The following is a 12,961-nucleotide window of genomic DNA, read 5'->3' on the forward strand; positions in this document are numbered from 1 at the left end:
AGATTGAGAATTGGGCATTGGGCATTGGGCATTGGGAATTGGGAATGGGAAGACTACTCCCACCTTTTGTACAGACAAAGATTTTTCGCGTCTCTTATACCCCAGGAACCTAAATATGAATTGGAGGTCTATAATACAGGGCTATCTCCAAGGTTAGCCAATATCTCGATCTCGTTTAAATCGTTGACTTGCAAAAACCATCACGAGTTTCTCATAGATTAAATGCGACTACTATTTATATTCCTCATACCGAATGCTTTAAGATACAAGAGCTTCTCACAGGTAGAGGATATTGAATGCAGTTCAATCTAGAATTCAAAATTGGTAATAAACCTATTTGAAATTCCTGTTTACTTTTATGTCGGCAAAGCTAAAATTCTTTTTGATTGTGATATTGGGTATCTTTGCCACTGCTGGCGCTGGAGTATATATTACCCAGCGCCAGCAATCTACACCGATTGTTGAGACTAGTTATGGTCAAACCCAACAGGTGAGAGCAATACATCAATCTCAAGAGGTTGTGGCATACCCAGACCGCTCTAACTATAAAACTATACCTTTAGGAAATATCAACTCATCTCTCCAAGGTAGCGATCCTGCTACCCTCGCTCTGAATGCCTTTGACAACATAGCAGCAGTGGGAGGAACGCGAAAGGTAGAGGTAGCTTATCCACAACGAAATCAGGCTTTAGTGACGATTACCCAATTCAAGCGGGGTGATGATGCAGTTAGTGCAGTTAAATATCGAGTTGAGATGTCAGCCTTCGGGCGATCGCTATTTATTAGCTCTCCTCCAGTCTGGCAAATTGTTTGGGCTGGCTCCCAGGTAGAATGTTCGGCTGGGAGCCTCTCCCGCACTAAGTTAAATCACATTTGTCATTAGTCATTGGTCACTTGTACTGAGCGTAGTCGAAGTATTGCTCACAAAACAAATGACAAAGGACAAATAACAAATAACAAATGACAAATTTAAATGTCACCGCGAATTTCTTCTACAACGCCGTCGCGCAGAACTATTTCAACTTGCATTTTGCTAATCAGGTTATCTCCTATCTCTACCCGGAAAAAGCCTTCCATTTGGAATTGGTTGACTTCTTGATCTTGCTGGAGAAACTGCACTTGCTGGAGATTTTGCAGCAACTGATTTTTTTGCTCTAGAAATTCACTTTTCTTTTGATTGACTTGGAGTTGAATATTGTCAATTTGTTGGAGGGTCTGGGGGCCGGGTGGTTGCAGACTCTGCTTTTGAATTGCTGCGATCGCTCTTTGTCCTTCAACGTCTAGCTGTTGCAGTTGCTGATCGAGTTGATTGATCTGGGTTTGCAGCTGCTGTTGTACTTCCTCTTTCCACAGAGGAGTCACAATAACTTTGACGTTAACGACACGTTTCAGAAGCAAATTAGATTTGGAGACATCCATAAATATTTCACGTTCACTCTTTACAGTTGGGAGGTGGAATTATCAGGCAAACATGCCGTCAATAATATCGCGATAACGTTCCGTGACGATATGTCGGCGAACTTTTAGTGTTTGTGTCATCAAACCATTTTCGATGGAAAACGGTTCTAGAATGAGTTTGAATGTCCCAATGCGGTCATCCGGTCGATAGCCTGGACGATTTTGCACTTCTCGATTCAATTCTTGCCGAAATAAATCCTGGATCATTCTACTCTCCCAGTCAATTTGTTGACTAGGTGAAGAAGTCGCCGGATCGTTCTGCACCCATTTTTCTAAGGCTTCGACATTGGGGACAATTAAGGCTCCCAGGCTGCGTTGATCTTGACCGACGAGCATAATTTGATCGATGTAGGGCGATCGCAAACAAGCATCTTCAATCGGCTGTGGCTCGATGTTTTCCCCATTAGTCAATACAATCGTATCCTTTGCTCTGCCAGTCAGCACCAAGTCATCTTGTGGTGTCAGCCAACCCAAATCGCCGCTATCAAACCAACCTTCCGCATCAATTGCTTTCGCTGTCGCTTCGGGATTTTGGTAATAGCCTTTCATAATCTGCGGGCCCCTCAACAATACTAAGCCTCGCTTCTCTATTGGCAAAGGTGTTTTTGTCTCAGGATCTACAATTTTAGCTTCTGTAGCCGGAAGTGGTAGCCCTGATGCACCAATCAAATTTCGCCAAGGACGGCGCACATGGGTTACAGGAGAAGTTTCGGTTAAGCCATAGCCTTGCAAAATCTGCACACCAATAATTTCAAAGAAGTTATCGATATGTCTGGGAAGCGCACCACCGCCGCTAATCATCTGCTTGACTTGTCCTCCTGTGGCTTCTCGCACTTTGACATAAACTAGTCGTTCTCCCAAGGCGTGGAGGGGTAATAAAGCCCATGCTTGGATTTTAGCTGTTAATCGCTCGATGGCTGAGGCATGAAGATTATTTAAATCTAATCCCTGAGCAACTCGCCGCGCTTTGATATATTTGTCGCTAATGCCTAATAAAAAGTTAACTAGACGTTGTTTATTCGCTGGTTGTTCGCGGAACTGCTTTTGCACTCCTTCGTAAATCGATTCCCAGAGGCGGGGTACACCCACCATATAGTTAGGTTTAAATTGTCTCAAATCTCCTTTCACAGAGCGCAAGTTAGTATAAACTTGCGTACAACCTTGAGATAGTAAGTAATATTCAACAGTCCGCTCGTAGCTATGCCACGAAGGTAAGATACTGAGAACAATGTCACCTGCATTTGGTTGCAATACTGTGCCAAAGGTTGTTATTTGGTGCATCAAATTTTTATAAGACAGCATTACACCCTTCGGTTTACCTGTAGTGCCAGAGGTATAAATTAGGGTTGCCAAAGCATCACGATTTTGTTTAACTGGTGCAAAATTATGATTTTTCCCAATTTCAATCAACTGTGCAAAATTCAGCACCTTTAGGGTTTCATCTGTCGATGGTGCTTCATCTGAAAGTAAGATTGCAAACTGAATTGGTAAATCGTTGAGACGGTCTTGTAGTTTTTTAAGTGTCTTTAAATCCTCAACTACTATTGCCGTACTGCCGCTATTAGCGATGATAAACAGCAATTCTTCTTTTTCCGCTTGGGAACTACGCACCGCATCAACTCCTCCAGCAGTCATGATGCCTTGATCGGCAATAAACCAGCGAGGACTGTTGTCAGAAATTAAGGAAATACGATCGCCTACTTTCACTCCCAACGCCTGTAAACCAGCAGCAAATAATTGCATTTGCTCCGCTAACTGTGTATAAGTAATCACAGCTTCTGGTTTCCCGTGAGGGCTACGGAGAGCAATAATATCACCAAATCGTTGAGCCGCTAAAGGCCAGACTTCTGGTAGCGATTCCACATTTGTGTAATCTACCAACCGCTTTAAGCCCTCACGTTCTCGCTCACTGATGTTAGATAAAAAAGAAGACGCGGTTTGGTTTTTTGACATAACATCTTACCTAAATATCATAAATTAATTGTTTTTCTAGTTTATTTTGTTATCCCGCTACAATAACCATCCTTATTATCCACATTCCCTTCTGTGTAGAATAATTCCAGAAATTCCACGTTTATATTTACAAAAATTTATGTTAAAGTTAGTTTACATAGAGTGCAAGCAATAGATCAACTGAAAGTGAATCCTACACATAATATTATGCTTGCACCTCAAAACAGCGATGTCTACGACGGGCTACGCCTACGCCTATTTGTCACAGGAGATGATTACCTATGAATTTGATAGACGCTATACTATTGACACTGCTCAATATTACTTTTTGCGTAGCATTTCCTAAGCTTGTAGCTATGCTTTTAGCTGATAAAACCAATTCTAATAAAGTGTCACGGAATGGTTCAAAATTGCAAGTAGCCAAAATTGAACTTACGAGTTTTCCTTATTGTACAGCTTACTCATTAACGGGTAGTCAATACTGCAAATTCAGCCCTGATTTTTGTTCCAAATGTTCTCCGAATTGATGGGCTATTTACCAAATTGGAAAAATTTATTTTTTCTGATATCGGATTTTTTCGTCTACTTATTTCAGCGATATATACGACGAGCTACGCTAACGCTCATCCTACTATAATTGCTGAAACTCTTATGCTGTAAGTATTTATCATTTCCCCACAAGCTGATTGAATAGTACGTACATACTTTCACAGTGCGATCGCGTCGTTCAGTAGGGTATTTACTTTTTTGTAATAATTGCAACTCATACAACCCCGACTTATTAAATAAGTTGGGGTTATTGTTTCTCCGCAATGATTCAGGATTGCTATAAGATCGCAAAAACCCCATAACTCGAATTTCTTGCCTTAACTGAACAGTTCGTTAAGGCTTGAAGTACATGGCGAATAACTACTTGAAACTCTTAAGCTCCCACTAAACCTGTGTTTCCTTGCCAGAGTTTAACTCAGTATAATTATTAATTGAACTTAGAGTACAGATATAACTAATATAACAATTTTTATTAGTCAACTTGAAATTATCAGAATATATTTAGTTAGCTTATATGCGATAGAAGAAATTAAAATCCTGTTTTAAAGTAATTCTACTGATTTTGGTTCAAACTAAAAATATAGTAAACACCAATTTTTAAATAAAGGCGATCGCACATGAGTTTAACCGATGGTATATTATTGACGCTGCTAAATACTGTTGCTTGTCTTGCGCTGCCTAAATTGCTAGTGATTGTGTCTAAGAAAAAGCAAAACACTGTAACATCAGAAGCGTCTAACTCTGAGATGCCCAGTTTTTCATAGTATAAGCTGATTGTCTCTAGATATCGCCTTGATGAGGAGAAAATTTAGTTATTGGTGCAAGGCGATATCTTAATGAAAGTTATATACATCTCATTTTAGAAAAAATGAATGTGCATATTTCCCAAAAATAGATTATATTTTTACTATTAAAAAGGTTTATAGCAGCTTAATTTTACTTTATTGGCGCGGATTGTTTGTTATTCTTTATTTGTTTTTGCTGTAGTTTTTTTTAGGTCTAACTATAATAAAGAATCCAAGTATAGTAAAAACTAACATTTGCCAAGTTACCAAATTCCAGCCACCAAGATTCCAGCATAATAGACCAATGCTAGTACCTACAGCACCACCAATAAAATAGCTAGTAATGTAAACTGTGTTGATGCGGCTATTCGATTGAGCATCAAGAGTATATATCCTCGCTACATTGGTGACTTGAATTGCCTGTACACCTACATCTAGCAACAATACAGCAACAGCGATCGCGATCGCTGAAGTAGAAGCAATTTTAGCAATTACTAAACTTGCAATGACAAGCGATATAGCAATAGTCAAGGAACGTTGCGAGTTACCTCGATCGGCTAATTTACCAAAAACTGGTGCCATCAATGCACCTGCGATCGCCACAAAGCCATACATTCCAATTGTGTCAGATTGAAAATTGAAAGGCGCTCCGCTTAAATGGAAAGTCAGCGTTGTCCAAAATGAGCAAAATACACCAAATAATAACCCACCAATTAAAGACGCTTCTCTTAATAAAGAAAAGCGTTTGAATTGTTGAATTGTTGAGTTTAATAATTCCAAGTAATAACCGTTAAATTCGTTTTTGACATTAGGTAAATATATATTTAGTAAGACAGTAACCATTAAAACCATTACTGCCGAAAATCCATATACATAACGCCAATTCAACCATTCAGCAATATATCCACTAAAAACCCTTGCTCCTAAAACTCCAATTAATATACCAGTAAAAATGTAGCCTACAGTTTTGCCTGTAGTTACTCTATCTATACTTGCTGCTAAGGGAAGAATAACCTGAGCCGATACTGTCGCAATCCCAATCGCTACACTCAATATCCAAACTTCGATGATGTTTTGTGAAAACGTCATGAGTATCAACAAACAAAACAAACATATCAATAAGGAAAGAATTAACTTTTTCTTGTTTATTTTATCGCCCAATGGGATTAGAAAGAAAAGCCCAAAACCGTAACCAACTTGCGAAAGCACAGATATGCTACCCACTTCGCCTTCACCGACTCGAAAAGAAGATGCAATATCTTTGAGGATTGGCTGATTATAATAAATGTTGGCAACACAAACACCAGATGCGATCGCCATAATCAGTACCTGGACTTTAGTTAATGCGTTAGTTGGTATTGGTTTTTCCATTTAACCTAAAATTTATACAGGAAAAAACTGGTTTACAGTACAGCTAAAACCAGGTAATAAAGGAGAAATTATAATATCACTATTAAACAAGGTTTCTACCAATTTAAGTTGGTTTTGTTCGCGTCGATAGACCTCTAGTTTAGGCGAACGCCAATCAGCAATCCAATATTCTTTTACTCCTCTGGAAGAATAAAGTTTAAGTTTAGCTTCCTTATCTCTTCTTAGGTCTTCCTTGCTAGCAGACAAAACTTCGACTACTAAATCTGGTGCGCCAGTTAAATGTCCTCCTTCATCCAACATTACCGCCAAGGTTTCCTTTGTAGCCCAAACTACATCAGGAATCACATTATCTGATTCTGAAAACAAAACGCCGGGGTTTATCGAAGCTTCTCCTAAACCAGTAGACTCTGACCAAACATCAAGTTGTCGAAAAATCTTGCCACAAGTTTGCTGATGTTTAAAGTGAGGCGCTCTAATCACAAATAATTCTCCATCAACTATCTCGTAGCGCGTACCCTCATTTTCTGGTAAAAGTTCCACGTCGTGAATTGTCCAGTGTACTCCTGCCGTTAGCATCTGGCTCATCGGCTAACTCCTTTAATCTTGCTCTTGTATTTTAATCATAAGAGGATGTTTGAAAATTCACGTTCAACAAGGAGAATATGTATCCTTAGAAGTGGACGCAGATGAAATTATCAAGAGTCAAGTATTTCCTGGTTTATGGTTGTCAATTTCAAATTTACTTGCTGGCAATATGCAGCAAGTATTGTCTGTGTTGCAGTTGGGATTAAATTCGCCAGAACATCAAATATTTGTGCAGCAATAGTGGGGAATGGGAGTAAAATTCTATGACTATAGCCCTTTTTTGATATCAGTCTATTTTTTGGGAAATGAGAGTGACGTTTTTAGTTGCGCTATCCCAAACAATCCAGCTAACAGAATTATCTAAATCATCGGGACTATTTGAAACTTTAAAATATAGCTTTTCTTCGCCTTTTCTTTCAATCGCAAAGTCGGCATTTTGAGCATAAACAACTATAAAACCTTTGTCTCGTAAACAATACATCGCCCAGGCTTTCAATGATTGCTTGTATGGTTCGTGTGGAATTGGCGGTTTTGCGATTGTGTCTTCAATTACTTTAAATATTTGGATGAGTTTCGCGGTCATGGTAGATACTTTTGTTTTTACCCCTAAGTTAACTAGCTTCTGGATCGCAACGAATTTCAATCATAAAGCCATCTGGATCGTAAAAATACACACCTCTACCAGTAGGACGAGTGACTGGGCCGTATGCGATCGCTATTTTATTTTCTCCGATCACTGTCACTGCGCGATCGAATAACTGCGGATCGATGTCAAAAGCCAAATGGTAAGCTCTGGTGAATGTCTTCTCTGGATTAGGATCTGGTGGTGATAATTTTGGTTCCCCAAATAAATCCAGTATCGTCCCATCTGGGGTAATAAAGTTGGCTACTTTCCCTAATGCGACAAGTTCCGTCAGAGTTGCGGGTACTTCGTCGCCTGTAAGTTCGTGTAAACCCAAGATTGTGCCATAAAAGTAGCGGGAAGCTTGCATATCCTGGACATTTAGGGCAATGTGATGCACTTTACGCAAATTTCCTGGCGCAAGGACACTGTTCACAGAGGGAGTGCTAGATAGCATAGTAGAAGAAAATCTCCTTACTAGGATAGAAGCTGAACTTTTTACTTAAAGTTTATTATTTCTAATAAAAATCTATCATGGCATTTGATTATTCTTTAGACTTTAAAAATATCGATTTTCGCCAACATCCTGAACTATATCGCGTTGGTAAGGGTGAACAGGGCGTACTTTTAGTAGAACCATACAAATCAGAAATTCTTACCTACTGGCGGTTCAAAACTCCTGAGATTGCTAGAGAATCAAGTGAAAAAATCTACGAAATGTTTCTTGATTATCTAAAACAAGATGATTTTATCGGCGCAGATATGGCACGAAAGTTTATCCAAATGGGTTATACTCGCTCTCGCCGTTATGCTAATCATAAAACAGGCAGAAAATATAAACAAAATTCGGAAACTTCAGGTTCGAAAAAAGAAATTCTTCCTTACGAAGAAGACCCTGTTAAAGCCGAGTCAGCAGCAATTTTTAAAGCCAAGTGGATACAAGCAAAGACAAATGAGAAATATCAAGAGCTTTTAGCCAAGCATAAACAGATGTATGAAAGCACCTCACCTTTGTAAATCAATATACCTGGCCATTAGAAATTGCAGTTCATCTTGCATAATAAACGAAGTTCGCCTGTGTGTTATTGCTTTTCCTCTAACCTTGAGAACGCTCACGAAGCTAAAGAGGGAAGGTGAACTTGACTTGGAGAATCGAGCGTGTCTTTAGACCTGATAGTGTCAATCTGATTACTACCTTGTTCTATGAGCAGCTATACAAACCTCAACAAAGCCTTGCCGCAGGGTAGTCTCAGGAAAATGGAGGGTTTCCAACCCACGCAGGAGGGTAAAACCTAGTGTAGCTACGGTTTCTAACTGCCCTTTTAAATGCTAAAATACTTAATGTAAGGTGATATATTACATAAATTTTACTAGATGTATCTACATACTGTAAGCTTGGTATTCTAGAAAAACAGTGCTTAATTCGACTATCAACATTATTGAGCAAAACTTGTAATAATATTTAACATGTGTCTAGGTTGTGTAATTTAGATTAACTATTGCAAAGAAATTCTCTCAGAGTTAGTAAAATGACAAATACAACGACGCAACTATTTTGTGGATTAGTTACTCTAGAACTGTAGACTATGTTTTCAGTCCTGAGTTATTTCCGTATTTTGCCTCTGAGGCATACCAATCAAGACCACACCAAATCCTTCATTAAGAGCTCCCACAAATCATAATGCCTGTGATTGAGAAGAAAAGAACTCGCGATCTGCCCCAAATTAACGAACGAATTCGCTTCCCGAAAATTCGGGTCATTGATACTGACGGTGCCCAATTGGGAATTATGTCCCCACAGGAAGCACTACAACTAGCAGAAGAGAAAGAGTTAGATTTGGTGCTTATAAGTGACAAAGCTGACCCGCCAGTTTGTCGGATTATGGACTACGGGAAATATAAGTTTGAGCAGGAGAAAAAGGCGCGGGAAGCCCGGAAAAAGCAGCACACGGCTGATGTCAAAGAAGTTAAGATGCGTTACAAAATAGAAGAACACGACTACAACGTGCGTGTTAAGCAAGCAGAGCGCTTTTTGAAAGATGGCGATAAAGTCAAAGCGACTGTGATGTTCCGGGGTCGAGAAATTCAACACAGCGACCTAGCAGAAGATTTGCTCAAGCGAATGGCAACGGATTTGGAGCCTTTTGGTGAGCTTCAACAAGCGCCTAAAAAAGAAGGGCGAAACATGATGATGCTTATCTCGCCCAAAAAATAATCCTCTAACTGTTTAATAGACCAAGTTTGAAAAACCCCTGGCGAGAAGTCAGGGGTTTTTTCGTTTGGATGCAAGATATACCCAAAGCTTTGAAGTCGTTTAAATTTATCTCAAATCGATAGTCTTGAAGGCTGAGTGGGAAACATAATACTCAGTTGCTCAGGATTTTTGCTATTTCCAGAGGATGAGGGAATGGGGAAGGGGGAATAGGGAATGGGGAATTGGGCATTGGGCATTGAACATGAAAAAGAGACAAGGACTTGTTCAATAATTCCCCCTTGTCCCCCTTGTCTTCCTGCCTTCCCTGCTCCCTGCCCCTATTGCGCGGTGATACTACCAGAAAATAAAACTGCATGGAACTGAAAAATCACTGGTTTGCTGTAAATAAAGTTGTTTTACCACGACTACTACAGTGGGTGAATCTCCGGCCAGAGGAGAGTGAACGAACTCAGCTAATGTTTATTTTTTACACAACTGTATGTGTAGGATTGCGGTGGGCAGAGGACAGTACGGTGGCGCTGTTTTTGGATGAATATGGGACTCATTTATTGCCGTGGATGTATATTGCCAGTGCCGTTATGAGCGCAGCACTGGTTTTTTTATACTCTTGGCTGCAAAGAATTTTTCCCTTACGCCGGGTAATTGTAGCGATCGCACCTTGCATGTTGATGCCATTACTTCTATTAGTTTTATTACGTTGGGGATCTCATGTTTCTTACCTGGTAGTTATTTCGGCCTTTCTGCTGCGGCTATGGGTAGATGCCCTTTATGTAGTCAACGATCTCAACACCTCCATCGTCGCTAACCAAATATTTAACATTCGCGAGATTAAGCGGACTTACCCACTGGTGAGTAGTGGACTTTTGGTAGCAGATGTGATTAGTGGCTTTAGTTTGCCTTGGCTAGTGCAATACACCTCGCTGAATAAGATCATCTTCATCGCCTGTTTTGTGATTTTATTAGGATCGGCGATTTTATTCTATTTAACTAATCACTATCGAGCAGCTTTTCCTGAAACCCCACAAAGACTAGTTCCTGAAGAACAAGCTTCACGAGAGCGCTTTATTAAAAGTCCGCTGAAGCGGTATGTTTGGCAATTGTTTGCTTTTGTCGGTCTGTTGCAAGTCATTGGGTTGTTAATAGATTTTCAATATCTGCGCGAACTCCAGTCCAATTTGGGCGACCGAGAACTCGCCAGTTTCTTGGGTCTTTTTGGTGGGATGTTGGGACTGTGTGAGTTGTTATTGCAGTGGTTTATTTCTAGCCGACTCATTGAACGGATGGGGGTATTTTTCACCGCGACACTTTTACCAATTACAGTAGGCTTTTCACTACCAGGAGTGCTGGTATTTTTCCATTTAATTCCAGCCATACAATCGCAAAGCTTTTTCTGGGGTCTGATAATTGTCAAATTTTGCGATGAACTTCTGCGCTATACCTTTGTCATGAGTAGCGGTCCCATCCTCTACCAACCGATTCCCGAGTCAATTCGCAGCCGGATGCAGACTTTATCTGGCGGAACAGCCGAAGCGATCGCTACAGGTTTGACAGGAGCGCTAATTTTTGCAACTCTATTATTTTGTAGCCGCTTTGTTCCCGTATCCCTGCAAAAGTGGGTGTTGGTGGCAGAAACAATGCTAATAGCTAGCACCTGTTTAACAGTAGTTTGGGAATTGCGATCGCGCTACGTTGAACTGTTAGTCTTGAGTGTGGCACGGGGCCAGTTGAGTGCAACCAATGTCGGCTTACGATTCTTTAAGCAAGGTGTAGTCAAAGCCTTGGGAGAAAAAGGCAGCGAGGCAGATAAACGCTCTTGTATTGAACTTTTAGCCCAAATTGACTCTCAAGGAGCTGCGGAAGTTTTAGCACCCCTGTTAGTTAAGTTAACCCCAGATTTGCAGCGTCAAAGTTTGGAAGTGATGCTGACAGCAGGTGCAAATCTCGCTTATCTATCCGCCATTCGTCCTTTGTTAGAACAACCCCAAGAAACTAACCCCGAAGTTTTCGCCCTAGCGCTACGCTACGTTTGGCTAGCTGAACCAAATCCCAATTTAAGCATCCTAGAAGAATATCTTAACCCCCGCCAAAACTCACTCATCCGCGCTACCGCAGCCGCTTTAGTCTTACGTCAGGGAACGCCGATGCAAAAGGTAGCAGCTACCCAAACTATGCGGCGGATGTTGACTCATAAGAAAGAACGGGAACGGGTGAATGGAGTTAGAGCGCTTAGAGAAGCAGTTTATTTACAAGCGCTACGGATTCACATTCCGAATTTATTACAAGATGAATCGTTACGGGTGCGCTGTGCCGTATTGGAAATGATTGCAGCAACCCATTTAGAGGAATACTATTCGGCGCTGATTGCAGCACTTTATTACAAATCAACCCGCACTACAGCAATGTCATCCCTAGTGCGACTGGAAAATGAAGCGATAGAGATGCTGTTGCGGTTAGCTACCAATATTTATAAACCAGAAGTAGTGCGGATGTACGCTTGGCGTACCATTGCTCAAATTGGCACTCAGGAAGCATTAGAGACTTTATGGGAAAACTTGGAGACATCCTGGGGTATAACTAGGGATCATATTCTTCGGAGCTTACTAAAAATACATAAACAACCAGGAATTAGAGGTTTAGTAGATCGGTTTTATCAAAGTCGGGTAGAAAATTTAATTGAGCAGGAATTAAAGTTTTTAGGTGAGATTTATGGTGCATATATAGACTTGAAAATATTAGATGAAAAAGAAAATCATCAATCAAGTGAGAGGATTGTGATTGTCTCTGAGCTACTGCAACGCGCCCTTTTAGAATTGGAATTGGATGTCAAAGAGCGGCTGCTACTGTTGCTCAGACTGCTTTACTCACCAGAAAAGATGCAGGCAGCAGCATTTAATCTGCGATCGCTCTCAGTGGTAAACTTAGCAAGGGGTTTAGAAATCTTAGAGCATACCGTAACTTTGCCTTCTAAGTCTCTGTTACTGAATATTTTAGATAACCGACCGCAGTCAGAAAAATTACAACATCTTGTAGAAGCCAAGATCGTAGAATATGAGAACATGCTAGTTAGCGATCGCCTCCACAGATTGCTGATGTTAGGTAACTTCCTTTCTGATTGGTGTCTAGCTTGTTGTTTCCATTTTGCTCAAGTGACTCGCATTAGACTTACCAGTTCCGAGATTTTAGTGAGTTTGCGTCATCCAACAGGTTTTGTTAGAGAAGCTGCGATCGCATATCTAAATATGGTTTCACATCGTGTCCTCCTGCAAATCTTACCCCAGTTACAAAAAGATCCACATCCTTTGGTGGCCGCTCAAGTTAAAGAGTTACTCGAAAAACACAACTTTAAAAATTCACAAATCTCGACAATTAATGAATAGTAGGGGCGTACATCTGTACACCCTTACTACCAGTGTATGTGTTTGT

At 40.5% G+C, this 12,961-nt stretch carries 12 protein-coding genes; 6 read left to right on the plus strand and 6 right to left on the minus strand.

Going from position 1 to position 12,961, the window contains the following annotated elements; genetic code table 11:
• Positions 1-358: 358 nt before the first annotated feature.
• Positions 359-883, plus strand: a complete 525-nt coding sequence (locus FBB35_RS07455) for a hypothetical protein (RefSeq protein WP_174709133.1) — start codon at positions 359-361, stop codon at positions 881-883.
• 86 nt (positions 884-969) lie between these two features.
• Here the strand turns inward: FBB35_RS07455 and FBB35_RS07460 are convergent, their stop codons facing one another.
• Both FBB35_RS07460 and FBB35_RS07465 read right to left on the minus strand, forming a co-directional pair.
• Entirely contained in the window at positions 970-1,419 is a 450-nt protein-coding gene (locus FBB35_RS07460; RefSeq protein WP_012412623.1) for a YlqD family protein, read from the minus strand.
• A 42-nt stretch (positions 1,420-1,461) separates the two neighbouring features.
• Entirely contained in the window at positions 1,462-3,411 is a 1,950-nt protein-coding gene (locus FBB35_RS07465; RefSeq protein ID WP_174709134.1) for a long-chain fatty acid--CoA ligase, read from the minus strand.
• Positions 3,412-3,573: 162 nt separating this feature from the next.
• On the opposite strand from FBB35_RS07465, the gene FBB35_RS35395 reads away from it, so the two are divergent.
• The gene (locus tag FBB35_RS35395) at positions 3,574-3,696 is read left to right on the plus strand and encodes a hypothetical protein (protein ID WP_302480953.1); all 123 of its coding nucleotides are present in this window, start codon (positions 3,574-3,576) and stop codon (positions 3,694-3,696) included.
• A 1,232-nt stretch (positions 3,697-4,928) separates the two neighbouring features.
• Here the strand turns inward: FBB35_RS35395 and FBB35_RS07470 are convergent.
• A complete protein-coding gene (locus FBB35_RS07470) occupies positions 4,929-6,116 on the minus strand; it encodes an MFS transporter (RefSeq protein WP_174709135.1) in 1,188 nt (395 codons plus the stop codon).
• A 12-nt stretch (positions 6,117-6,128) separates the two neighbouring features.
• Entirely contained in the window at positions 6,129-6,701 is a 573-nt protein-coding gene (locus FBB35_RS07475) for a Uma2 family endonuclease (RefSeq protein ID WP_174709136.1), read from the minus strand.
• Positions 6,702-6,750: 49 nt separating this feature from the next.
• Here FBB35_RS07475 and FBB35_RS07480 point away from each other — a divergent pair, with 49 nt between their 5' ends.
• Positions 6,751-6,942: a hypothetical protein gene (locus FBB35_RS07480; protein ID WP_174709137.1), complete on the plus strand. Its 192-nt coding sequence runs from the start codon at positions 6,751-6,753 to the stop codon at positions 6,940-6,942.
• A 45-nt stretch (positions 6,943-6,987) separates the two neighbouring features.
• Here FBB35_RS07480 and FBB35_RS07485 read toward each other — a convergent pair whose 3' ends face one another.
• Both FBB35_RS07485 and FBB35_RS07490 read right to left on the minus strand, forming a co-directional pair.
• Positions 6,988-7,269 (minus strand): hypothetical protein, encoded by a 282-nt coding sequence (locus FBB35_RS07485; RefSeq protein ID WP_174713552.1) that lies wholly within the window; start codon positions 7,267-7,269, stop codon positions 6,988-6,990.
• A 43-nt stretch (positions 7,270-7,312) separates the two neighbouring features.
• Positions 7,313-7,780, minus strand: a complete 468-nt coding sequence (locus tag FBB35_RS07490; protein ID WP_174709138.1) for a VOC family protein — start codon at positions 7,778-7,780, stop codon at positions 7,313-7,315.
• Positions 7,781-7,857: 77 nt separating this feature from the next.
• On the opposite strand from FBB35_RS07490, the gene FBB35_RS07495 reads away from it, so the two are divergent.
• The 3 genes from FBB35_RS07495 (at position 7,858) to FBB35_RS07505 (ending at position 12,915) form a co-directional block, all read left to right on the plus strand.
• Complete coding sequence (locus tag FBB35_RS07495) at positions 7,858-8,340, plus strand: DUF4385 domain-containing protein (protein WP_174709139.1); 483 nt, start codon at positions 7,858-7,860, stop codon at positions 8,338-8,340.
• 664 nt (positions 8,341-9,004) lie between these two features.
• Complete coding sequence (gene infC, locus FBB35_RS07500) at positions 9,005-9,538, plus strand: translation initiation factor IF-3 (RefSeq protein WP_174709140.1); 534 nt, start codon at positions 9,005-9,007, stop codon at positions 9,536-9,538.
• A gap of 353 nt (positions 9,539-9,891) precedes the next feature.
• A complete protein-coding gene (locus FBB35_RS07505; protein WP_174709141.1) occupies positions 9,892-12,915 on the plus strand; it encodes an MFS transporter in 3,024 nt (1,007 codons plus the stop codon).
• The last annotated feature ends 46 nt before the right edge of the window (positions 12,916-12,961 follow it).

This window comes from Nostoc sp. TCL240-02 (genome assembly GCF_013343235.1).
Taxonomy (GTDB): Bacteria; Cyanobacteriota; Cyanobacteriia; order Cyanobacteriales; family Nostocaceae; genus Nostoc.

Coding starts and splice junctions, on each gene's coding strand:
- FBB35_RS07495 (WP_174709139.1), top strand. CDS start 7,858: ATGGCATTTGATTATTCTTTAGACTTTAAAAATATCGATTTTCGCCAA.
- FBB35_RS07490 (WP_174709138.1), bottom strand. CDS start 7,780: ATGCTATCTAGCACTCCCTCTGTGAACAGTGTCCTTGCGCCAGGAAAT.
- FBB35_RS07475 (WP_174709136.1), bottom strand. CDS start 6,701: ATGAGCCAGATGCTAACGGCAGGAGTACACTGGACAATTCACGACGTG.
- FBB35_RS07505 (WP_174709141.1), top strand. CDS start 9,892: ATGGAACTGAAAAATCACTGGTTTGCTGTAAATAAAGTTGTTTTACCA.
- FBB35_RS07465 (WP_174709134.1), bottom strand. CDS start 3,411: ATGTCAAAAAACCAAACCGCGTCTTCTTTTTTATCTAACATCAGTGAG.
- FBB35_RS07455 (WP_174709133.1), top strand. CDS start 359: ATGTCGGCAAAGCTAAAATTCTTTTTGATTGTGATATTGGGTATCTTT.
- FBB35_RS07470 (WP_174709135.1), bottom strand. CDS start 6,116: ATGGAAAAACCAATACCAACTAACGCATTAACTAAAGTCCAGGTACTG.
- infC (WP_174709140.1), top strand. CDS start 9,005: ATGCCTGTGATTGAGAAGAAAAGAACTCGCGATCTGCCCCAAATTAAC.
- FBB35_RS07460 (WP_012412623.1), bottom strand. CDS start 1,419: ATGGATGTCTCCAAATCTAATTTGCTTCTGAAACGTGTCGTTAACGTC.